General features: G+C 59.8%; 26 protein-coding genes and 1 tRNA gene. 13 read left to right on the top strand and 14 right to left on the bottom strand.

All coding sequences use genetic code 11. From position 1 onward, the window contains the following. The first annotated feature begins 25 nt into the window (after positions 1 to 25). From EV130_RS24440 to EV130_RS24430, 3 genes are all read left to right on the top strand, one after another. Positions 26 to 268, top strand: coding sequence for a hypothetical protein (locus EV130_RS24440; protein WP_132553204.1), 243 nt, complete (start codon positions 26 to 28; stop codon positions 266 to 268). A 45-nt stretch (positions 269 to 313) separates the two neighbouring features. Further along, positions 314 to 1,195: a transglutaminase family protein gene (locus EV130_RS24435; RefSeq protein WP_132553205.1), complete on the top strand. Its 882-nt coding sequence runs from the start codon at positions 314 to 316 to the stop codon at positions 1,193 to 1,195. Between the two features lie 84 nt (positions 1,196 to 1,279). Continuing rightward, a complete protein-coding gene (locus EV130_RS24430; RefSeq protein ID WP_074061972.1) occupies positions 1,280 to 2,107 on the top strand; it encodes a transglutaminase-like domain-containing protein in 828 nt (275 codons plus the stop codon). A 12-nt stretch (positions 2,108 to 2,119) separates the two neighbouring features. Here the strand turns inward: EV130_RS24430 and EV130_RS24425 are convergent, their stop codons facing one another. From EV130_RS24425 to EV130_RS24400, 6 genes are all read right to left on the bottom strand, one after another. Then, positions 2,120 to 2,383, bottom strand: a complete 264-nt coding sequence (locus tag EV130_RS24425; RefSeq protein ID WP_074061973.1) for a DUF1488 family protein — start codon at positions 2,381 to 2,383, stop codon at positions 2,120 to 2,122. Next, positions 2,380 to 2,619, bottom strand: a complete 240-nt coding sequence (locus EV130_RS24420; protein WP_074061974.1) for a hypothetical protein — start codon at positions 2,617 to 2,619, stop codon at positions 2,380 to 2,382. The genes EV130_RS24425 and EV130_RS24420 overlap by 4 nt, the downstream gene beginning before the upstream one ends. A gap of 94 nt (positions 2,620 to 2,713) precedes the next feature. Continuing rightward, complete coding sequence (locus EV130_RS24415) at positions 2,714 to 3,532, bottom strand: transglutaminase family protein (RefSeq protein WP_074061975.1); 819 nt, start codon at positions 3,530 to 3,532, stop codon at positions 2,714 to 2,716. A gap of 12 nt (positions 3,533 to 3,544) precedes the next feature. Continuing rightward, a complete protein-coding gene (locus EV130_RS24410; protein WP_132553206.1) occupies positions 3,545 to 4,489 on the bottom strand; it encodes an alpha-E domain-containing protein in 945 nt (314 codons plus the stop codon). Beyond that, positions 4,489 to 5,898: a circularly permuted type 2 ATP-grasp protein gene (locus tag EV130_RS24405; protein ID WP_074061977.1), complete on the bottom strand. Its 1,410-nt coding sequence runs from the start codon at positions 5,896 to 5,898 to the stop codon at positions 4,489 to 4,491. The genes EV130_RS24410 and EV130_RS24405 overlap by 1 nt, the downstream gene beginning before the upstream one ends. Positions 5,899 to 6,170: 272 nt before the next feature. After that, the gene (locus EV130_RS24400) at positions 6,171 to 7,394 is read right to left on the bottom strand and encodes an ROK family transcriptional regulator (protein WP_132661778.1); all 1,224 of its coding nucleotides are present in this window, start codon (positions 7,392 to 7,394) and stop codon (positions 6,171 to 6,173) included. A 225-nt stretch (positions 7,395 to 7,619) separates the two neighbouring features. Between EV130_RS24400 and xylF the strand changes: the two genes are divergently transcribed. The 4 genes from xylF to EV130_RS24380 all read left to right on the top strand — a co-directional run bounded on the left by xylF (position 7,620) and on the right by EV130_RS24380 (position 11,240). After that, positions 7,620 to 8,660, top strand: a complete 1,041-nt coding sequence (gene xylF, locus EV130_RS24395; protein WP_074061979.1) for a D-xylose ABC transporter substrate-binding protein — start codon at positions 7,620 to 7,622, stop codon at positions 8,658 to 8,660. A gap of 263 nt (positions 8,661 to 8,923) precedes the next feature. Further along, positions 8,924 to 10,237 carry a sugar ABC transporter permease gene (locus tag EV130_RS24390; protein WP_132661776.1) on the top strand — a complete coding sequence of 438 codons (1,314 nt, stop codon included), beginning with the start codon at positions 8,924 to 8,926 and terminating at the stop codon, positions 10,235 to 10,237. A gap of 11 nt (positions 10,238 to 10,248) precedes the next feature. After that, positions 10,249 to 11,031 carry an ATP-binding cassette domain-containing protein gene (locus tag EV130_RS24385; RefSeq protein WP_074061981.1) on the top strand — a complete coding sequence of 261 codons (783 nt, stop codon included), beginning with the start codon at positions 10,249 to 10,251 and terminating at the stop codon, positions 11,029 to 11,031. A 132-nt stretch (positions 11,032 to 11,163) separates the two neighbouring features. Continuing rightward, positions 11,164 to 11,240 (top strand) — tRNA-Arg (locus EV130_RS24380). Here EV130_RS24380 and EV130_RS24375 read toward each other — a convergent pair. The 4 genes from EV130_RS24375 to EV130_RS24360 form a co-directional block, all read right to left on the bottom strand. Next, complete coding sequence (locus EV130_RS24375; RefSeq protein ID WP_245520094.1) at positions 11,211 to 12,866, bottom strand: recombinase family protein; 1,656 nt, start codon at positions 12,864 to 12,866, stop codon at positions 11,211 to 11,213. The two genes, EV130_RS24380 and EV130_RS24375, sit on opposite strands and share 30 nt — an antisense overlap. Beyond that, on the bottom strand, positions 12,838 to 13,131 hold the full coding sequence (locus EV130_RS24370) for a hypothetical protein (protein ID WP_132661774.1): 294 nt from the start codon (positions 13,129 to 13,131) through the stop codon (positions 12,838 to 12,840). Before EV130_RS24370 ends, EV130_RS24375 begins: the two co-directional genes overlap by 29 nt. Positions 13,132 to 13,170: 39 nt before the next feature. After that, positions 13,171 to 13,554 carry a hypothetical protein gene (locus EV130_RS24365; RefSeq protein WP_132661772.1) on the bottom strand — a complete coding sequence of 128 codons (384 nt, stop codon included), beginning with the start codon at positions 13,552 to 13,554 and terminating at the stop codon, positions 13,171 to 13,173. A 72-nt stretch (positions 13,555 to 13,626) separates the two neighbouring features. Continuing rightward, positions 13,627 to 13,818, bottom strand: coding sequence for a hypothetical protein (locus EV130_RS24360; RefSeq protein ID WP_132661770.1), 192 nt, complete (start codon positions 13,816 to 13,818; stop codon positions 13,627 to 13,629). Positions 13,819 to 14,040: 222 nt separating this feature from the next. Here EV130_RS24360 and EV130_RS24355 point away from each other — a divergent pair, with 222 nt between their 5' ends. From EV130_RS24355 to EV130_RS24345, 3 genes are read left to right on the top strand one after another with little or no spacing between them, the layout of a single operon-like run. Continuing rightward, the gene (locus EV130_RS24355) at positions 14,041 to 14,286 is read left to right on the top strand and encodes a hypothetical protein (protein ID WP_245520093.1); all 246 of its coding nucleotides are present in this window, start codon (positions 14,041 to 14,043) and stop codon (positions 14,284 to 14,286) included. A gap of 24 nt (positions 14,287 to 14,310) precedes the next feature. Continuing rightward, positions 14,311 to 14,562: a hypothetical protein gene (locus tag EV130_RS24350; protein WP_245520092.1), complete on the top strand. Its 252-nt coding sequence runs from the start codon at positions 14,311 to 14,313 to the stop codon at positions 14,560 to 14,562. Positions 14,563 to 14,617: 55 nt separating this feature from the next. Beyond that, positions 14,618 to 15,790 (top strand): tyrosine-type recombinase/integrase, encoded by a 1,173-nt coding sequence (locus EV130_RS24345; RefSeq protein ID WP_132661768.1) that lies wholly within the window; start codon positions 14,618 to 14,620, stop codon positions 15,788 to 15,790. 293 nt (positions 15,791 to 16,083) lie between these two features. Here EV130_RS24345 and EV130_RS24340 read toward each other — a convergent pair whose 3' ends face one another. After that, positions 16,084 to 16,365: a hypothetical protein gene (locus EV130_RS24340; protein ID WP_132661766.1), complete on the bottom strand. Its 282-nt coding sequence runs from the start codon at positions 16,363 to 16,365 to the stop codon at positions 16,084 to 16,086. Further along, positions 16,349 to 16,813, bottom strand: a complete 465-nt coding sequence (locus EV130_RS24335) for a hypothetical protein (protein ID WP_132661764.1) — start codon at positions 16,811 to 16,813, stop codon at positions 16,349 to 16,351. The genes EV130_RS24340 and EV130_RS24335 overlap by 17 nt, the downstream gene beginning before the upstream one ends. 193 nt (positions 16,814 to 17,006) lie before the next feature. Here EV130_RS24335 and EV130_RS24330 point away from each other — a divergent pair, with 193 nt between their 5' ends. Next, a complete protein-coding gene (locus EV130_RS24330; RefSeq protein ID WP_132661762.1) occupies positions 17,007 to 17,921 on the top strand; it encodes an ArdC family protein in 915 nt (304 codons plus the stop codon). A gap of 38 nt (positions 17,922 to 17,959) precedes the next feature. Here EV130_RS24330 and EV130_RS24325 read toward each other — a convergent pair whose 3' ends face one another. Continuing rightward, positions 17,960 to 18,637, bottom strand: coding sequence for a hypothetical protein (locus EV130_RS24325; protein ID WP_165918568.1), 678 nt, complete (start codon positions 18,635 to 18,637; stop codon positions 17,960 to 17,962). 99 nt (positions 18,638 to 18,736) lie between these two features. Between EV130_RS24325 and EV130_RS24320 the strand changes: the two genes are divergently transcribed. Beyond that, positions 18,737 to 19,576 (top strand): hypothetical protein, encoded by an 840-nt coding sequence (locus tag EV130_RS24320; RefSeq protein WP_132661758.1) that lies wholly within the window; start codon positions 18,737 to 18,739, stop codon positions 19,574 to 19,576. Then, the gene (locus EV130_RS24315) at positions 19,569 to 19,940 is read left to right on the top strand and encodes an ankyrin repeat domain-containing protein (protein WP_165918567.1); all 372 of its coding nucleotides are present in this window, start codon (positions 19,569 to 19,571) and stop codon (positions 19,938 to 19,940) included. Before EV130_RS24320 ends, EV130_RS24315 begins: the two co-directional genes overlap by 8 nt. Here EV130_RS24315 and EV130_RS24310 read toward each other — a convergent pair. Next, entirely contained in the window at positions 19,937 to 21,466 is a 1,530-nt protein-coding gene (locus EV130_RS24310) for a type IV secretory system conjugative DNA transfer family protein (protein WP_132661754.1), read from the bottom strand. The genes EV130_RS24315 and EV130_RS24310 overlap by 4 nt on opposite strands. Positions 21,467 to 21,732 lie beyond the last annotated feature (266 nt).

Here is a 21,732-nt window from a genome sequence, read left to right as displayed (position 1 = left end):
CCGTTACCGCGCAAGGGAGGGAACCATGCGTGGCGTGCAAAAATCGATTGTGCTCAGTGCCTTCACCAAGGATGAGCACGGTAGCCTGATTCCGGCATTCGAGCCTCGGCAGATGAAGAGGGAGGAAACGGCCGTCTATATCGCGCAGACGCTCGTCAAGGATTATGATGGAGTCGTCGTCTGGTGCAGCGAGGGAAACCATGCCATCGGCGAAGAAGGGCCATCGGTAATCCTGTTCCGGTCAGGTCTGGTGCCGGAATTCGATTAGTCAAAGCCATTTATCGTATCGAAGCTCCGGGGCGGGCGAGGCAGGATGACCGTTTATTCCGTCAAGCACATCACGCATTATTCTTATAAGCGGCCTGTCGCCTTTGGCCAGCACCGCGTTCTTTTCCGCCCACGCGACAGCTTCGACCAGCGACTCCTGGATGCAACAATGACGATCGATCCGGAACCGGCAGGAATTCGCTGGATACACGACGTGTTCGGAAATTGTATTGCGCTCGTGGATTTCGAACAGTCAGCGGATCAGTTACGGTTCGAGACCAATATTCGCCTCGACCACACGCCGCAGGTGCCGCTCGATCTGGAAATCGATCGAAAGGCTCTGACCTACCCCTTTTCCTACGACGACGAGGAGATGACCGACCTTTCCTGCACGATCACGCGCCACTACGAGGATCCGGGTGGTGCGGTCGCACACTGGGCGCATCAGTTCGTTGGAACACGCTCGTCGGGCCAGACAGGCCACGTCCTGATGACGCTCTGCTATGCGATCCACGAGAGTTTTGTTTATGCCCGCCGCTCTGAACATGGAACGCAGGCGCCGATCCAGACGCTGATGATGCGGCAGGGAACTTGCCGCGACTTTGCCCTGCTGATGATGGAAGCGGCGCGTTCGCTAGGCCTCGCCGCCCGTTTCGTCACCGGCTATATCTACGTGCCGGATCGCGACGGTTCGAAGACGCTCGGCGGCGGCTCGACGCATGCCTGGTGCCAAGTTTATCTCCCGGGCGCCGGGTGGGTGGAATTCGATCCAACGAATGGCATCGTCGGCAACCACGATCTGATCCGCGTCGGCGTTGCGCGCGATCCTCGCCAGGCGGTCCCGCTGTGGGGCAGCTATGACGGAGCGGCTGACGATTTCGACGACCTGGTTGTGCAGGTCAATGTTACCACCGAACCGTTAATATGACGAAGTTCCCCTTCAGTGTGGAACTGAACGGTCGTCCTGGCGTTCCTTGATGGCCCGCGGGCTTGCGGCGACGAAGGAGCTTCCATGAAGATTCGCGCTGGTTTCATGATCGGCTATGAATGTGTACAGCCAACGCCAATGCTTCTCGTCCTCAATGTCCACCCCTCGCGGCGTCCCGACCTCCTTACGGATCAGGTGCTGTCGTTCAGCCAGCCGATCCCTGCATGGAACTACACGGATGGTTTCGGGAATTCCTGCACGCGCATCGTCGCCCCCCCGGGACTGACCACGATTTCGACCGCGTTCGAGATCTATGACAGCGGCCAGCCGGATGTGGTGCCGCTGGATGCGCCGCAACACGAGATCATGGACCTGCCGGACGAGGTGCTCGTATTCCTGCTTGGCAGCCGTTACTGCGATACGGACCGGTTGAGCGATTTCGCCTGGGCGACGTTTTCGCAGACGAAACCCGGCTGGCCTCGGGTGCAGGCCGTTGCCGATTTCGTGCACGGCCATATCGAATTCGACTACCTGAAAGCCGATCTGCTGCGTACCGCCCATGGTGGGTATTGCGACAAGACCGGCGTCTGCCGCGACTTCGCGCATCTTGCCATAACCCTCTGCCGCTGCCTGAACATTCCAGCGCGCTATTGCACAGGATATCTCGGCGATATCGGCGTACCGCCTGATCCGGCGCCCATGGACTTCAGTGCATGGTTCGAAGTCTATCTGGGCGGCCACTGGCATACGGTCGATGCCCGTCACAACGTTCCGCGGATCGGCCGCATACTGATGGGAACCGGCCGCGATGCGACGGATGTTGCCATCTCGACCGCTTTCGGCCCGGCTGTATTGAAGCAGTTCGATGTCGTCACGGAAGAGGTGCCTGGCGATAGCGGCGCGATCGCCTGAACATTTTCACGATCACCGGAAATCCCGCGCGGTAAGCGTCAGATTATTGCCGCGCCGATGTGCATAGGCTCTGGCGGCTGCTTCTTGGATCGTAGAGCGTGCGGCGTCAAAGGCATTGAGACAGTCAAGCTCCGAAGCGTTCGCCGCAGCGGATTGTCCAAGCGCTGCTGCTTCGACGAGAAACCTGATTTCAAACATGCCGTCGTAGCCGGTAAAGCGGACAACCTTCCTCGTTTCGTCGAACGTACGGCTTTTGTTGGGAAAGATAAGCGTCATTCGGCTAAGTCCTCCAAATGAGCGCGGTCAGCGCGAAGAGCTGCAGCGATCAGATCGCATTCAAAAGTGTGAGCACGCAGCTGTTGATTGAAATCGACGAGCTGTTCTGTGGCCAGCGAGCTCGGTTCTCCCCGCAGTGAGATTCCCGCAATATGGGCTTCCTGAGCTGCGATGCGGTTTCTGTCTTCCGTTACGCGCCGGCGGGAAAGCTCCAGATCTTTAAAAGAATAAGCCATTGCTTATTATAGCACGGCTTCGGCAGAAATCTTATAACACCAAAGAAAATCTTACTGTCTTCTTTCTGCGCATAGTTTTGAGCCATGCTGGCCATCAGCTCTGGCTCTGCATCTGGCCCTGATCCTCGACCTTGACCATGACCGAGAGCTTCTCGCCAGGCGTGCCGATACGCATGCCCGAAACCGGGGCAGCGTCACGATAGCATAGACCGGAAGCGACGCGGACGTAGCGGGCGTCGGGGCAAATGTCGTTTGCCGGATCGAAGCCGACCCAGCCAAGGCCGGGAATGTGCGCTTCACCCCAAGCATGCGTCGCAGCCTGCTCGGCCTTTCCTTCCATCATCAGGTAGCCGGAGACATAGCGCGTGGGCACCTGCAATGCGCGAGCCGCCGAAACGAAGATATGGGCATGGTCCTGGCAAACGCCGCTCTTCTTCTCCATGGCCTGTTCGGCGGTCGTGTCCGTGTTGCTGGTCCCCGGCTTGTAGTCGACCGCTTGGTGAATGGCCGCCATCAGCGCGTGCATCAGCGCGAGTTCATTGTCGCCGTTTACCGTCCGTATGAGTTCCCTGATGAGCCTGCCGGGCTTGGTGCGCGGCGTGTCGCGCAGGAACAGCCACAGCGGACAGAAACCCGTATGCGGGCCGGTCACTCCGTTGCGATCTTCGGTTTCCACTTCACCCTCGGCGACAATGCGCGTCACCTGCTGTTCGCCTTGGAGCGAGACGAGGTTCACATGGTTGCCGAACTGGTCGTCATACTCCACCTCTGGCTTGGCGCCTTCGACACGCAGCGACCAGTCCAAAACGTTCTGGCCGACGGCTGAGGGCGGCGTCAGACGCAGCCGTTGCAGCGAGAACTGCGACGGCTCGTCGTAGTGGTATTCGGTGACATGGCTAATCTTCAGTCTCATCTCATGCCCCGCTTATACGTAGAACCGATAGCCGTCGGAAATTTCCATGCCCAGCTGGTTGTTGCGATTGACAAAATCCTCAAGGAATTCGTGCAGCCCCTGGTCCATGACGTCCTTGATCTGCCTCGTTTGCAACGACGTCCGGATGGCGTCGGCGGTATCGTGGGCCGACAGCCGTTCACCGCCGTAGCTGCTCGATATGTAGCCGAGGTTACTGACGATCTTTTCGTAGCAATAGGCCAGCGACCGAGGCATCTGGCCATTCAAGATCAGGAAGTCGGCGATATTGGCCGCCTTGTACTCCTCATCATAGGCCCAGCTATAGGAGCGGTGCGCTGAAACCGAACGCAGGATTGATTCCCACTGCACATTGTCGATCGAGGATCCCACCTGCGAGATGGATGGCAGCAGTACGTAGTACTTCACGTCGAGAATGCGGCTCGTATTGTCCGCCCGCTCGATGAAGGTGCCGATGCGCGCGAAGTTATAGAGCTCGTTTCTCAGCATCGAGCCATGAAAGGCCCCGCGGATAAGACCCGCGCGCCGCTTGATGACATCGATGACCTCGGGCATTTCGGCCGCCTTGAGGCGCTTGGACAGCAGAGCCTTGAGCTCGATCCAGCATTCGTTGGTCGCCTCCCAGGTCTCGCGCGTCAGAGCCGTGCGAACCATGCGTGCGTTGTTGCGGCCAGAATCAATGCACGACATCACGCTCGAAGGGTTCGAATGATCGCGCAGCAGATAGTCGATTGCATCGACCCTTGTGAGTTTGGCGTGCCCCTCGTCGTAGATTTCGCGGACACCCGCACTCTGCAGCACGCCATCCCAGTCGTCGTCGCCAGTGCCGCTTCGCGTCAGCGACATGCGCAGGCCGGCATCGATAAGACGCGCGATATTCTCGGCGCGCTCGATGTAACGGAACATCCAGTAGAGTCCGTTTGCAGTTCTTCCGAGCATCAATCCTCCAATACCCAAGTGTCTTTGGTACCGCCGCCCTGGCTCGAATTGACGACCAGCGAGCCCTGCTTCAGCGCGACGCGGGTCAAGCCGCCCGGAATGATCTGCACCTTGTCGGAAACCAGCACATAGGGCCGCAGGTCCACATGGCGCGGCGCGATGCCCTTGTTGACGAGGATTGGCACCGTAGAGAGCGACAGCGTCGGCTGGGCGATGTAGTTGTTCGGCCGAGCCTTCAGCTTTTCGGCAAAATCGGACCGCTCCTTCTTAGAGGCCGTCGGGCCGACCAGCATGCCGTAGCCGCCCGAGCCATGCACCTCTTTCACGACGAGCTCTTCGAGGTGTTCCAGCACATATTTCAGGCTGTCGGCCTCCGAGCAGCGCCAGGTCGGCACGTTTTCGAGAAGCGCCTTTCGGCCGGTATAGAACTCGACGATCTCCGGCATGTATGAATAGATCGCCTTGTCGTCGCAGATGCCGGTGCCCGGCGCATTGGCGATGGTGATGTTGCCGGAGCGGTAGACATCCATGATGCCCGGAATGCCAAGGGCGGAATCGGCCCGGAATGTCAGCGGATCGAGGAAGTCGTCGTCGACGCGGCGATAAAGCACGTCGATTGCTTCATAGCCGCGGGTCGTGCGCATCTTCACCTTGCCGTCGATGACGCGCAGATCCGCCCCTTCGACCAGTTCCACGCCCATCATGTCGGCGAGGAAGGAATGCTCGTAATATGCGGAATTGTAGATGCCGGGCGTCAGCACGGCGACACGCGGCTTGCCCTTGCAGCCGGGAGGGGCGAGCGAGGCAAGCGATTGGCGCAACAGATATGGGTAGTCCTCGACGCGCTGGACCTTGTTCTCGTGAAAGAGTTCCGGAAACATCTGCATCATGGTTTCCCGGTTTTCCAGCATATAGCTGACGCCGGAGGGCGTGCGGGCATTGTCCTCCAGCACGTAGAACTGATCTTCGCCGGTGCGCACGATATCGGTGCCGACGATATGCGTATAGACGCCGCCGGGCGGGCGGAAACCGATCATCTCGGATAGAAACGTATCGTTCTTCTCGATCAACTCACGCGGAATGCGGCCGGCGCGGATGATCTCCTGCTTGTGGTAGATATCGTCAAGGAACGCATTGAGCGCGATCACGCGCTGCTCGATGCCCTGAGCGAGCTTCCGCCATTCGCGGCCGGAAATGATGCGCGGGATGATGTCGAAGGGAATGAGCTTCTCGGACGAATCCGCATGTCCGTATACTGCGAAGGTGATGCCTGTTTTCCGGAAGATGTTTTCCGCGTCGCGAGATTTGGCAATCAGATGCGCCCTGTCCTGGGCATTGTACCACTCGAAATATTTCTCATATGGCTGACGGGGATTTTCATCCCCGGTGATCATTTCATCAAATGCCAAAGGTGTGGCTCCCCTTATTTTTGTTCATTTGAATACAATGCAAAAGGCAATGCAAGAACCATGCACAGTTCGAAGGGAAGATTCCTAAAATCGTCCTTGGCGTCAAAAACAGCCGCAAAATCGGGCATTTAGGCAGGTGCATCGCGAAAGCTTGAACGACCGGTCGAGCTGGTACGACCAAAAAGTGGGCATGTGATTATTTTCCGCCCGCCCCGCCGAGGCAATTCGCGCCAGTGGACCTTGCGCGAAGTGCGCCCGCAAGGGCCGACAGCTCAGCCGTGCCCCGGTCCGCCCGCACTGACGATGTCTTCGTCGATCACGGCAAGCGCCCGGTTCAGATGTCCTTCGAAGACAAGGTTCTGCTCGTCCGCGACCACTCGCATTTCCGGCATGCCTTCCATGCGCACTAAATGCGATTGCCCGAGGCCCTCCTCGATACCCTGCCGCAGCAGATCGTAATAACGCGTGCCCGGCCCGGTGATTGCGACCGGCATGCGCTGCGTTAGGCTCAGCACGCGCGACAGCCCATTGCCGAGTGCAAGGCCCGCCTGGCGGAAGGCGAACGCCGGCATGCGATGCCCCTGGCGGGCCAGCGCGGCGATCTTGTCGAGTTCGCCGACCGGCACGAATTTTGCCGGGATCGTATCGAGCGGCACCTCGAAGGCCGTTCGAAGGATCGCATAGAACCCGGCATGCGCTTCGATGCATCCCTTGGCGCCGCAACGACACAAACCTCCATTGGCCGTGTGCAGCATATGACCGAAATTCGGCGCCGATATCTCATGGTCGCCATGCGGCGTGCGCCTGACAATGCCGAGGCCGATGCTGTGGCCGAGGGAGAGTGCGGCAAGCGAGCGGAAACCCTCGCCCTTTGCATCCTCCTCGCGCGCACCAAGCGCGGCTGCGACAAGCAGTGTTTCATTGTCCAGGATAATCTTCGCCTGCCATTCCGGGCGCAGGGCCAATTCGAAATCGATCTGTTCGCTCCCGAAGATCGGCGACCAGACGAGCACGGGCTCAAGGGAATTCACGAGCCCCTTGCTGCTGATTGAGATCATCAAGACTTTGTTGCGGCTGATTCGGGAGCGCTCCAGGACACGGGACAGACCAGCCTTCACCGCCGCCGCGAAGCGCGCCGCTCCGGCAGGGTCCTGCGAACGCTCCTCGCTGAAGCGATCGATCAGCTTGCCGGCATAATCCACCAGCGAGTATTGCACGGCATCCGACGAGATGATGACCACGATCAGATAGCCGCATTCCCGCCGCTGCCGGAAAAGCACGCGCGGCCGTCCTCTTCCGCTTGCCGCCTGGTGCTCCGATTTCTCGATGATCTGGGCCTTTTCGAGATCGGCGGTGATCGCCGAAACCGTCGCGGAGGAGAGGAGCGTGTGGTCGGAAATCTCGGTATGCGCGAGCGCGCCGTGGCGGCGGAGAGCGGATAGCACCAGCACGCTATTCCTATGCCGGACCAGCTCCGTGCTCGATTTGGTCAGCATGAATGCCGCCCTCTCCCCGTATTCCGTCCCAGTTTCACGCCGAATCTCCAGCCGCATTTCCGCAAGGGAATTTAGCCGGTAGTGCGGTGTTGACAGTTGAAAAAATCTCTGACACTTAATTTCTCGACTGTCGAGAAAATAATTCATCGTTTTCTCTGCAGCAATCCGCGGCGGCCGGAGGAAGCATCCGGGCTGGGTCGACCGCAATTCATTCGGGAGGACAGTATGAAGTCTATTTTGAAGCTGATGGCCGGCACGGCCATTCTCATTTCCATGCACACAGCGGCCATGGCTGCTGATCTCGTCGTTGGCGTTTCCTGGTCGAATTTTCAGGAAGAGCGCTGGAAGACCGACGAAGCCGCCATCAAGAAGGCCCTCGAAGCCAAGGGCGCCAAATATATCTCTGCTGACGCCCAGTCGTCTGCCGCAAAGCAGCTGACGGACGTTGAATCGCTGATTTCCCAGGGCGCGAACGCCCTCATCGTGCTTGCGCAGGACTCCGATGCCATCGCCCCGGCCATCGAAAAGGCGGCCGCCGAAGGCATCCCGGTGGTCGGTTACGACCGCCTGATCGAAAATCCGGCAGCCTTCTACATCACCTTCGACAACAAGGAAGTCGGCCGGATGCAGGCAAAGGGCGTCTTCGAGGCAAAACCTGAAGGCAACTACGTCTTCATCAAGGGCTCCTCGTCCGACCCGAACGCAGACTTCCTGTTCTCGGGCCAAATGGAAGTGCTGAAGGCTGCGGTCGACGCAGGCAAGATCAAGAATGTCGGCGAAGCCTATACCGACGGCTGGAAGCCGGAAAACGCGCAGCGCAACATGGAACAGTTCCTGACCGCCAACGACAACAAGGTTGACGCCGTTGTCGCATCCAACGACGGCACGGCCGGTGGCGCAATCGCCGCTCTCGACGCACAGGGTCTCGCCGGCTCCGTCCCAGTCTCCGGCCAGGACGCCGACAAGGCGGCACTCAATCGCGTCGCACTCGGCACGCAGACGGTCTCGGTCTGGAAGGACTCGCGCGAGCTCGGCAAGCGCGCTGCCGAAATCGCCCTCGATCTTGCCGCCGGCAAGACCATGGACAAGATCGAAGGCGTTGAGACCTTCAACGGCGGTCCGAAAAGCGTCGCCATGCAGTCGGTGTTCCTGAAGCCGCTGCCGATCACCAAGGACAACCTCAACGTCGTCATCGACGCCGGCTGGATCAGCAAGGCGGAAGCCTGCCAGGGCGTCAAAGCCGGTTCGGTTGCTGCCTGCAACTAAATACTGCCGACGGGCTGAAAACAGTGCCGGCGCCGCAACGGCAATTCGTCGCGGCGCCGGATGCGGATCGAGATCCGGCGGCAGCTTGGGTAGCGTCCGCTGGTCAACCGCCATTACCCATCCCGAACCGATGCCGTCATGGCCGCTGAGATCAGATCTGCAGAGATCGGTGATGGTGATTATTCTAGAACTGGGCGTAAGTGGCGGCGGTTGACTTAGAAAAGCGCCGCAGCCTGCCCAAACGATGGGGGATCGGCAAACCCATGGCCGAAACGGTACATTCCACGACAACCAACGGGCCGCGCGAGGCACAAGCCAATCCGGTGGCGCGCTTCTTCCGCGCGACCGAAATCGACACTCGCCTTCTCGGCATGGTCGGTGCGTTGCTGATCATCTGGATCGGCTTCCAGATCATGACCGGCGGCCTGTTCCTGACGCCGCGCAACCTCTGGAACCTCTCGGTCCAGACCTCGTCCGTCGCCGTCATGGCGACAGGCATGGTGCTGGTGATCGTCACGCGCAATATCGACCTTTCCGTCGGCTCCATGCTCGGCTTCTGCGGCATGGTGATGGGCGTCCTGCAGGCGCAGGTGCTGCCGCAATATCTCGGCTTCAACAATCCCGCCACCTGGATCATCACTCTCGTTGCCGGCCTCATTGTCGGCGGATCGATCGGCATGCTCCAGGGGATGATCATCGCTTTTCTGAGCGTGCCGTCCTTCATCGTCACCCTCGGAGGGCTTCTGGTCTGGCGCGGCGCCACCTGGTTTGTCACCAGCGGCCAGACGGTCGCGCCGATGGATACGAGTTTCCGCATCATGGGCGGCGGCACAGACGGCTCGATCGGCGCCACCTGGAGCTGGATCGTCGGCGTCATCGCCTGCCTCGCAATCATTGCCAGCATCGTCAATTCCCGCCGCCAGCGCCGGCGCTTCGGCTTCCCCCGGCGCCCTCTTTGGGCCGAATACTTCCTCTCGGCCCTCGGCTGCGTGCTCGTGCTCGGCGCCATCGCCGTCGCCAACAACTATTACTGGCCGACAAACATCGCCAAGAGATATGCAGAGGCAAACAGCATTCCCTGGCCGGAGTCGGGGCTCAACATTCCCTACGGCATAGCCGTTCCGGTTCTGATCGCCGTCATCGTCGGCGCGATCATGACCTTCGTCGCGACGCGCCTGCGCTTCGGCCGCTACGTCTTCGCCATCGGCGGCAACCCGGAGGCAGCCGAGCTCGCCGGCATCAAGACCCGCTGGGTCACGGTGCGCATCTTTGCGCTCATGGGGCTGCTCTGCGCCATCGCCGGCGCAATCTCGACCGCCCGCCTCAATGCCGCGACGAATGCGCAGGGCGAACTGGATGAACTCTATACCATCGCCGCTGCCGTCATCGGCGGCACGTCGCTTGCAGGCGGCACAGGCACCATTGCCGGTGCCATGCTTGGCGCGCTCGTCATGCAGTCGTTGCAGTCCGGTATGGTACTGCTCGGAATCGACAGCCCGCTCCAGAGAATCGTTGTCGGTGTCGTCCTTGTCGTCGCCGTCTGGCTCGACACGCTCTACCGCGCCCGCGCCAAGTAGGAGTCCAAACCATGACACACCAAAGCACTCCCCTTGTGGAATTGAAGAACATCTCGATCTCATTCGGTGGCATTCACGCCGTCGATAACGCTTCGGTCGATCTCTACCCCGGCGAGGTCGTCGCCCTCCTCGGCCATAACGGCGCTGGCAAGTCGACACTGATCAAGATCCTTTCCGGTGCCTACAAGCGCGACGGCGGCGACATCCTGATCAACGGGGAACCAGCCGACATTCGCAACCCGCGCGATGCGAAGAAATACGGCATCGAGACTATCTACCAGACGCTCGCCGTTGCCGATAACGTCGATGCCGCCGCCAACCTCTATCTCGGCCGCGAGATCCGAACGAAGTGGGGCACGCTCGACGACGTCGCCATGGAGGCGTCGGCCCGCGAGGTGATGGGCCGCCTCAACCCGAACTTCAAGCGCTTCAAAGAGCCCGTAAAGGCACTTTCGGGAGGCCAGCGGCAGTCGGTGGCGATCGCTCGAGCGATCCTCTTCAACGCCCGCATCCTGATCATGGACGAGCCGACTGCAGCCCTTGGCCCCCAGGAAACGGCCCAGGTCGGCGAGCTCATCAAGCAGTTGAAGAAGGAAGGCATCGGCATCTTCCTCATCAGCCACGACATCCATGATGTCTTCGATCTCGCTGACCGCGTTTCGGTGATGAAGAATGGTCAGGTCGTCGGCCACGCCCGCACCGAAGACGTAACCAAGGACGAGGTGCTCGGCATGATAATCCTTGGCAAGGTGCCGCCAAAGGCGATCCCCGGCCCCGGCGCCATGCAGGCCTGAAGGACCAGACACGTGAAGACCCAGGTCCGCCGTTCGCAAGAATGGCGGACTTTTCAATTTGGAGATTGAAGCGCAGGGCAAGCTAGGCTAAGAACCAGCCATCGGACAGGCGATTCAAGCCGCCTCAGGCATGCACCCGTAGCTCAGCTGGATAGAGTGTTGGATTCCGATTCCAAAGGTCACAGGTTCGAATCCTGTCGGGTGCGCCACTTCCGTACAAAACTGGGCACTGCTGCCGTGATGACACTGTTCGTCATCACAAGGCGTTCAAGCTCGCTCTTGCGGCCGTGAATCCTGATCTCCTCGTCATCAACTTCGACCTGATCGATCACCGCGCGTAAATATGCACGGCGAAACGGCACTGGGCCGGTCGCTATGTTCTCGCGCATCAGGGCGGCAAAGGCGTCGATCTTTTCTTCGGTGAGCCGCGTCTCGGGACGAAGTTCTGAATATGCCCGCTCTATGGCTGCCTTTGCTGAATCGCGATCTGTCTTGAGGGCGGCCAGCCGCTCTTTCAGGGTCGGATCGGTCATGTCGGCAAGGCCCGTCTCTATGGCCTGGTACAGACGAGAAAGCCGCCCCTCCGCTTCAGCCGCCTTGTTCTGCAAGGCGGTGATCCGCGTGGCGTGATCGTCGCTGCGGGAAGCCTGACGCTCAAAGAGTGATCCCAGAATTGCCCTGACACGATCAGGTGTGAAAAGCGTCTCGCGCAGGCGGGCAGTGACGAGACTGTCAAGCTTGTCCATCGGGATGCTGCGTCCCGGGCAAGAGGATTTGCCCTTCTGCGCTGCCGCTGCACAGGTGTAATAGCGATACTTCCCTGATTTTCCGGTGCGCAGGGTCATGCCGCCGCCGCAGGTTGCGCATGTGGCAAGGCCGGTCAGAAGGATGGGGCCGGTTACGACACGGGGCGGCATTGCCTTTGGATTGCGGGACGCCAGCCGCCTCTGCACACAATCGAACAGGGCCGGTGCGATTATGGGTTCGACCGGGACGAGAATCTGTTCGGTTTCAGGTTTGTCTTCCTTCGTCTTCCATACTTTGCGGTTGAACAGGTAATCGCCCTTGTAGGTGGCGCTGGTGAGCAGCTTATGAAGTTGGCCGATGCCCCATCGCGCGCCGCCGCGCGTGCGGTGGCCGTGATCGTTCAGCCAGCAGGTGGCCGCCTTCACTCCCATAGGCCCGCCGGTGCCACTTCCCTCACTGACGAGCCGGAACATCTGCCGGACGATTTCGGCTTCGACCGGATCGATGGCGAGGCGCTTCTTGGTCTTGGCCCCGCGCTGCTCCGCCGCGACGATCGCATAGCCGTAGGGCGCGGCGGCGCCATTCCAGAAGCCCTGCCGGGCGTTCTCCTTCATGGCGCGCAGCACGTGCTTTGCGTTTTCTTTTGACTGGTATTCATCGAACAGGGCAAAGACCTGGCGTACCATGACGCTCATCGGGTCTTCGCCCAGCTCCTGTGTGATGCTGACAAGCCGGACGCCGTGCCGACGCAACTGGCGCACATAGAACTCCAGCTGGAAATGGTCGCGCATCAAGCGGCTGAAGGAGTGGACGACAACCACGTCGAACGGAGCGTCGCCATCTTTGGCAAGGTCAAGCAGGCGCTGCAATTCGGGGCGTTTGTCATCCATGCCGCTCATGCCGGCGTCGACAAATTCATTTACGACCGTCCAGCCACGAGCCGCGCAATACTCACGCGCCTGCCGCCGCTGGTCGGGAATGGAGAGGTCGTTCTCTGCCTGCCTGCCGGTAGAAACGCGCAGGTAAAGCGCGGCACGGGAATTCTCGTGAATCCCATCTTTATGCAGGTTCATCTGTAAGGATTTCATGGCAACCACCCTCATCCCCGATCCGAGGGGCTATCTTGCTCTGGCATTGCGGCACTTCCGAGTCCGTCGCCCTGCTGGTATCTGCTTGAAGCAGATCAATTATCTGCGGCATCAGGTAGGCTTCGATCGCGTCCAGTTCCTCAGGCACGACGGGGAACTCTTGGCTGTCGATCGGAGCGGCAACGTGAACAGCGCTGATGCGCGGAGCATTCTGCTCCAATGCACCAGACGCAAGTTCAGGATTGCGGGACGCACGTCCGCACATTGCCGTTTCCTTGGCTGAGGGGTTGTTCTGCGACGAGCCCTACCAGGGCTCGTCAAGATCGCGGTCTTCGGGCGCGAGCGGGCCGCCGCCCGGATCGCAGCCGTCTTCGCCGCGAAGTTCTTTCATCACTTCAACCGCCTGACGCGCCGCGCAGATGAGAGAGCCGAGCATTCCGCGCGCTATCGCACGGTCGCGCCAGGTGTACCGGCCATTGTCCAGCAGCTCTTCAAAGTGATGAATCGTTTCGCGCTCCAGCTTGTCCGGATTTGGAGCAGAGCTGAACACCATCGCTGCCGATGCAGACACATCCTTGAACTGGTCTTCATGCTCGGGCGACAAGGACGGCTTGCCCTGACAAAAAGGCATCAGGTCATCCAAAAGCTGATAAACCGCCGTCGCCAGCCATGCGCTATCGTTTTCCATCGTCACCTCCTGTTGAGATGACAATAGGCGCGTCCCGCCCAGGCTTTCCTCGCGCCTTCCACGCGGGGGGAGTTAGCGGCCCGGCCCGCGCGGTGCGCGCTGGCGAATAGCAAAATCGATCACCCGAAGACTAGCGAATATGTAACCAGCTTCGACGGAATGGGAGGCGGTCATCGCCAACTGGCGCTGAAGCGCGCCGCGCAGAAAATGAAGCTCGGACAGCGAACGGGCCTGAAGGTCTTGAAGCGTGTAGATGCGGGACATCGTATTTTCCTTTCTCTTCGGCCCCGCCATTCGGGGCCTTTGAGCCCCACACACAGATCATCGGGAAAAAGCACCGATGGCGGGCCGGGAAAGGGAGAAAGGAGATGTTCAGCGTTGAAAGGATGAGATTCAGGAATGTGCGTATACCGCGAATTTGCGGCGCTCTTTCGCGCTGTGATAGAATGAAGGTGTATTTGAAGTGATTTGAGAGACGGGATTTAGGTGTCGATATTTATACTTGTGCGCGGACATCTGACGATGGCCGAGCTTCGCCAGGCAATATTTGAAACACTTGGCGAAATGGAAGACGAACACGCGATCCGTTATTCACGGGGCGTTTCACTTTTTATCAACCCCACAGACGAGTTCGGTGACAAGGTCGTTGTTCGCAACAGATTGGGCGGCGTGGTTTCGCGCGTCGTCAAGAATGGGCCATATCGATCCGCAGCCGAGGAATACAACATCTGACGGGCGGATAATGGGAAGAAAGGGATGACCGGTATGAAGTTGCCGCCGTGTTACATCGGGCTTGATGAGGCGCGCCAGGTTCTGGCGGAAATGGGTGTTGAACTTTCGCCCCGGCAGATGAAGCGCGCGGCCGACCGAGACGCGCGCGGGCACCGCAAGCTGCCGTTCTTCGTCGATCCTATTGAAGGAACGTTGAAGATCGAGAAGGGTACGCTGGCCGATATTTACAATCGCCTGCAAGTGGATGCCCTCAGAGATTTCAACAATAGTTGTTGACTTCGATGTTCATATTTTGTTCTATATTTGAAACACACAAGAAACACTGGAATGCATGGCAGATATAAGGAAACGTGACGGTTCCAAGGGCACCACATATCAAGTTCGCTACCCCGATCCAACAGCCAAATCGGGCTACTCCTATGCAACTTTCGACACGCTAAAAGAGGCCCGCGCCTTCCGTGAGGACTCGCGGGCGAGAGTGGCTGCACCCAAGGCACGTGACGTGCGCACCGTCGAGGAGGCCGTCAGCAAGTGGCTCGATGTATGTGAGAAAGAAGGACGCGATGGACGCGATCCTGTCACTGCATATACCTTAAAAGGCTATCGGCATCGCGCGGAAATCATCAAATCCTATCCATGGGACAAATCCCTTCACGAGCTCGCCGCGCCGGACGTGATCGAGTTCAGATCGTGGCTTCTACAGTCCAGAAGCCGCGATCAGGCCCGCAAGGTACTCTCTTCGTTTCATTCCCTCGTGCTGGAGATGGTCAACCGTGGCGTCCTGGCGCACGATATAGCTTCGGGCGTCGGCATCCGCGGCGGTTCGCGGTATGACGAACCCGTTTCCATTCCTTCAGAGCAGGAAGTCAAAGACCTGTTAGCGGCTGCGGATCGTCTCGCCAATTCGAGTAATAGGCAGACCCAACGAACATGGGAGCGGTACCGTCCCATGCTCTACCTGGCGGCGGATACGGGCATGCGGCCTCAGGAATACCTGGTGGCAGCACGGTCTAAACTCAAAGACGGAACCATTGAGGTTGACCGTGCCCTCGATGGCGGCGGCCAGGAGATCAGTGTCACCAAGTCCCCGTCAGGTCGGCGTGTGATCGACCTTAGTCCACAGACCTATGACATGCTCCTTCACTATGCTCGGAAAAAGCGGCTGAAGAACCCCTACGATCTGCTGTTCCCGACATCGACGGGCCGCTGGCAGAGCATCAAGCATTGGCGCAACCGCGGCTTTGCTGCTGCCTGCGAGGAGGCTGGCCTGATGGAAACAGTCGATGACGAGGGTGAGATCATCGTTCGACCGAAGTACAGGCCGTACGATCTCCGGCACTTCTACGCTTCCATGCTAATTGAGCAGCGCGTCAACCTGAAGATGATCCAGTATCTCATGGGGCATCGTGATATTCAGACCACGCTCAGTGTTTACGGCCACCTCATTGAACGTGTAGAATTGCGTTCCGAACGCAACACCGGGCTTATCGCCAGACTCAGCTGAATTTCTTGTGGCAAATCTGTGGCAAATCGCCCGTAAGCCGCAGAAATTAAGGGATCTTAATTAGCTTCCGAAACCAAGGGCCGCAGGTTCGAGTCCTGCCGGGTGCGCCACAATAAAATCAAATACTTAGCTATACTATTATCGAAACTAACTTGCCCAAACAGGCCTTTTTGCCACAAACCGGCAGTCCGCTGGAACCCGCAGAAATCCTCGATTGTCCGCCTTGGCCCGTCTGGGCTTGTGGCAAGTTTGTGGCAAATTTGAATCCGCTCAGGAGGGCTTCCTGGCGCTTCCTACAGCAACACAACTGGCGAGCAGCCATGTCGCGGATCGGGTGAAATGCCCCTGCGCATTCCAAACACGCCGACATAGTTGCAGCTGTTCGCCCGCTGCCGGGAGCAGCGGTTGAAGGAACAATCATAGGTCACGAGCAGGTGGGGCGTCCCGGCCGCTCCCATCCATAAAACCGCCGCCAGTATCACCCCGATACGCACCCCGTAGCCGCGCCCGTACGAGCCCGTCATTTCCTTCAGGCGCGCGATTGTCCCGCGCAGGCGCTCATCTATCATTGCCATAGTCCTTTCCGGTGCCGTTCGTGAGCCGTGTCAGTGTCCGAGCGACGCGCCAGTTAAATTCGACGGCTTCAGGATCATCCCCGGCAATCAGGCGGCCGATCTTCAGGCTGAGAAGGGCCTCGATGATGTTGCCGCCCCGCGCGCGGATCGCCCGCGCATCGGCTTCGGCATCCAGCCCTGTGCGGGGCATTGATGGCTGCTCCCGGATGTGTTCGATCAGAGCCTCCAGCGCTTCCTCATAAGAGTGGCCGCACACCTCCGTCAGGAACCTCACGATCCGGGCATAGCAGGTATAGTCCTTCCCGTCGGGGTACCGGATCAGGCCGTAGTCCCTGCCATAGGCGGCAAGATCGCGTTCCTCCCGGCCCGGGTCATCCGGGTTGCTCCAGTCCACGATCCCGGTCATGGCGTCGTATCGCCACAGACTGTCTCGCAGTTCGTCGCGCATGGCTTCCTCCTTTGCCGGCTTTCCTCAAACATTGACGCTCAGTCACGGCCGGGCGCGCCGCCCGGTCAAACCCCGCCCGCACCACTCCCGGCCCGATGGGCCGCGACCGTGTTAGGGCCTGACCCGCCGGCTCAATCGCCCGTCCTTTCTTGCCTGCGTCTTGAGGAAAACCCGCAACGCAAGGAGCAAGATCATGTCGAGCAACACTGAAATCCCGCGGCAGGATGTCTACAGCCGCATCACCAACCAGATCATCGAAGCCCTGGAGCAGGGCGTGAAACCCTGGACGCAGCCCTGGAACGCGGTACACGCCGCCGGTCACGTCTCCCGGCCCCTTCGCCACAACGGCCAGCCCTATGCGGGCATCAATGTCCTGACGCTCTGGTCGTCGGCGATGAACGCCCACTACGCCGCGCCGATCTGGATGACCTTCAAGCAGGCCATCGAACTGGGCGGCCATGTCCGCAAAGGCGAGAAGGGCGCGCCGGTGGTCTACGCGGACACCATGCGGCGCACTGAAACTGACGAGGCCACAGGCGATGAAACCGACCGGGCCATTCCCTTCCTGAAGGCCTACACGGTCTTCAATGTCGAGCAGATCGAAGGCCTGCCGGAACACTTCCACGCTCGCGCCGAAGCCACCCGGAACCCGGATGAGCAGAATGAAGGGGCCGAGGCGTTCTTTGCCGCCACGCGGGCAGACATCCGCCATGGCGGCGATTGCGCCTACTACAGCCCGGCCCTCGACTACATTCAGATGCCTGTCTTCGAGGCCTTCCGTGATGCGCAGTCCTACTACGCCACCCTGGCCCACGAGCTGACGCACTGGACGCGCCATGCGACCCGGCTTGACCGGGATTTCGGCCGCAAGCGCTTCGGCGATGACGGCTATGCCCGCGAGGAGCTCGTGGCCGAGCTGGGTGCGGCCTTCCTCTGCGCTGACCTCGGCTTGCGCCTTGAGGATCGTGCCGACCATGCGGCCTATATCGGCCACTGGCTGGCCGTCCTGAAGGAGGACAAGCGGGCGATCTTCGCCGCCGCTGCGCATGCGCAGCGTGCGGCTGACTATCTGGCGCACTTCAGTGCCGCTCGGGAGGCCGCCGCGTGAGCGGCGGTCTTTCGCAAACATGGCAGAATCCTCGCGGTTCATGAGAGACCGCCCGGCAGTTCCTGCCACTCGTCTTCGGGCTTCTGGACAACCGTCGGCTTGCTGTTGACGATGCCGTTCATCATCTCATCGCAGAGCGCGAGCCGTGCCACGATGGCCGTGGCTTCCTTGCGGCCCATCACTTCGGCAATGTCGAAGCGCTGGCCGAAATACTCGAACGCCACGATGAAGGCGGCGCTGTAGTACCGCGTGACAGGCTTCGCCTGACCTTTGACGGAGCCCAGGCGCTGCTGGAAGTCGAGGTCGTCTTTCTCAGCGCCCGTCCTGTCGTGCTCCAGCAGCACGAAACGATGCGTATGATGGCGGTCGAATGTGCGCCACTGGCCGTTCCAGCTCATCTCAATGCCGGTTTCGGTGAAGCGGACTTTTGCGACTTCACGCGCGGTCTCGCGAAAGCAGAAACTGAGCGGGCCTTTGGCAACCACACCGGCAGCCATCATGCAGCCGAGCAGGGTGTTGAATTCCTGGATCATGTAGCCGATGCCGAGCGGGGCCAGAAAGAGCAGCCACGCGCCAAGCTTTGCCGCCTCGTCCGCTTCCTGCGCTACAGTCGGTCGCAGGTGAGAGGCTTCAACCGTAATGACGGTTTTTCCTTTGTCCGTGACCATTACGGTCTTCGGCTCACCTTCAAATGCCTGAAGTATCGAGCTCATCATCTGCCGCCTTTCCGAAAAGCGATTGCCTTCTCCAGGTTGAAATCTGGCATCGAAAAGAGCAGGATTTCCACGCGGTTTTCTCGTGGGCGGGTTGACGGGGTGGACTATTCGGACACGGCATTGCGAACGATCAGGGCGGCGCTGCTGGAGTTCCGTTCGGCCACCCGTGCCAATGGACGAAAACGATCCTGGCACGCCATTGCCGACGAGTTGAACGAGGACTATGTCGCCTCATCCGATGATGACGCCTACAAGGCCCTCGCAGAGGCTCTCCGGCGCTTTGCAGCCGGAACGCAGACGCCGACGGGCGAGCGTCTTGATGCGGTCTGCCAGTATCTGATTGACCGCAAATTCCTTTCTCCCGTCGATCTCAAACCTGCTGCGACCGAGCCGCTATTGGTGCGGGCGTTGCAGGAATATTTCGGAATGGACGATGCAGCCGACTCCAGCCCGCCGCTGGCGGCGGTCTTTGTCGGCAGCCGTAAGATCGGCGCGCGCACTGAGCTTTCCTTTCTCAAAATCGGAGCTGAAGAGGAAGGCCGGTTCGTCGTAGAGGAGAAGCTCTACAGTCTTCCGGTTGCGCCACTGTCGCACCGCCGCGATGCCATCGCGCGCGTCCTCAGCCGTCATGGCGGCAGCGAAAGCCGCTATAGCGGATGGCTTATCCGCGCCCGCGGGCAGCATTGTCTGTTCACGCGCGACGATGTCACCAAAGAGCCGAGCGTCCACCTCATTGCCCGCCTGGAAACCGGCGGAGACAATCAACCCCCCATCGAGCTCACCATTCTCAAGTCCAGGGATTTCGGGAATCCAGTCGCGGGCTATGCCAGCGAGAGGATGAGGCTTCTGTCCAGAAATGACGATCCGGAGCAGCAGCGGCTCGCCAGGATCAAGGAGCACATCTGGCTGTACCGCCGGCAGGAGGGAAGCAATGGTTGATAAATCCGATGCCCTTCACGCTGAATTCCTTGAGGCCGCAGGCCGCGGCGATCTCGCGAAATTGCGCGTCTATATCGACAACCCCGCCATCGACATCAACTACGCCGAACCCCGGCAGGGCTTAACCGCGCTCCATATCGCCGCCGCGCGTAACGCGGTCGCCGCCGTGCGATTGCTCATGGGAACGGGACGATGCAACGCGGCAATAAAGGATCATGATGGCCGGACGGCGGCGCGGCTGGCGGTCATCCTGGCCGACAACCCCGTTGTCGGTCGGTACCTGTTCGATCAGGAGCACAGCACCCTGCCGGAAAAAACTGCCAAGGGTGCCGGACAGGCGTCCCAACGCAGGGCGGAAAGCTAGATCAACGCGAACTTGCCTTCGAAGACTCCGTACACGGGGCTCTCTTTATCGAAATATTCAACGCGCTGGATCATCAGCGGATTGTGCCCGGCCCAGATTATAAGCTGGCGCTTCAGCCGGTCATCACGGGCGAACTGGCGACTGACCTCATCGGGGGTGAGCAGGTCATACTGCTCCAGCGATTCCGAGCGGCCGGTGAGCCCGGAGGCCTTCTGTTCGGCACCCGCTTCGCCTTCCCGCACCACTTTGACGACGGTCTTGCCCAGACGCTTTGAAATGTACTCTGTCGTCTGTAGATCGTTGTTGCCAAAGAACTGCATGATCCCGGCATTGCCGGCAAAGGTCTCCCAGCGCTCCTTGTACAGCGCCTTGCCCTGACCCCAGTCCTGCAGAATGATCCAGAGCTTGACCCCGAAGGACGCGATCTGTCCCGCCGCATCCTCAAGCTGCTTCATGTGCCCCAGAACCGGGAACTCGTCGAGGCAGACGAGCACCGGATGGGCCGGTCTGGCCTTCTCCCTCTCCATCGCGTCGAGCAGCAGGTTGGTGAACAGGCGCAGCCAGCGATTGCACATACCCATGCGGTTTGCCGGGAGGCACAGATAAATCGTCATGCCGCGTGGCGCGGTCTTGAGTTCCGATAGGTCGAAATCATGGCCTTCGAGCACCCGGCCCATCGCCTGGTAGTCGAGCAGCTTTGTGTGACGGCGCGTAGTTGAGAGAACGCCCGCGCGCTCGTTCGGCGGCCGCTCGTAAAAATCCCGCGCCGCCTGTTCGATCACCTTGCCGATATGCGCGGTGTCGGCGGTGCGCTGCAAGCGACCCGCATTCGTGAGCATCGCCAGCTCCAGGGCGAACGGATCATCCTCGCCCGCACCTGTCGGCAGCAGCGCCCTGCCGATCAGATCGCGCAATGTGATGAGGTGACGCTTCCCTTCCAAGGCGGCATCGGTAACCACGTGAAGGAGCAGGCCTTCAATCAGCGTCCGCGCGCTGTCATCCCAATGTGGGTCTTTACCACCGGCGATAACGAGCGCATCGGCAATCAGCCCGGCATCTTCGATCACCGTGTCGCTCTTCGGATCGAGTAGCGCCAACGGGTTGAAGCTGGCCCGGTAGGGCGTAAGCCGCTCCGGCGTGATGTTGAACGGATCGAGGATGCAGACCTTCTGGCCCAGTGCAGCGCGGCGTTGGGCGGTGATCTCTGCCAGTTCGCCCTTGGGGTCGAGGGCCAGCACACTACCAGGATAGAAGAGCAGGTTGTTGACGAGCGTGACTGACTTGCCGGTGCGCGATCCGGCGATTGTCATGACGTGGCGATTGTCATCAATTCCGATCAGGTGGCTGCCGATCGCGCCGAGGAGAATTTTGCTACCAGGTGCGGAGGCGGTGAAGGCGAGAGACTCGCTGCCCTGAATGGATTCGATCTTCTCCCATCGCGCTGTGGGCACAACCTGCTGGTTCAGAAACCGGGTCGAAACACCGCGGGGGACATCGCGGGTAAAGTCGCTGGCGATGGCGCTCACGAGAACAGCTCCAGAGGAGGGTCTGGCGACCAATGTAACCATTTCAGCCAATGAATTCCAAGTAATTTCCTCAAAGTAGCGGGTACTTAGAATCAGAGCAGGTCACATCGACGTATTTCATATGTATGCATGGCGTGTTTTTGAGTCAAACCTATACGAGACACCTTATTCTTCATAACTTTTCAGAACTCAACTATAAGAAGAAAAATTACATTGACGGAGGGTGCGCACTATAGGACGATGTTGCTACTTTTGGTGATTTGATT

Origin of the sequence: Rhizobium azibense (genome assembly GCF_004342325.1) — a bacterium.
Lineage (GTDB): Bacteria > Pseudomonadota > Alphaproteobacteria > Rhizobiales > Rhizobiaceae > Rhizobium > Rhizobium etli_B.
This window is presented reverse-complemented; position numbering and strand designations above follow the sequence as displayed.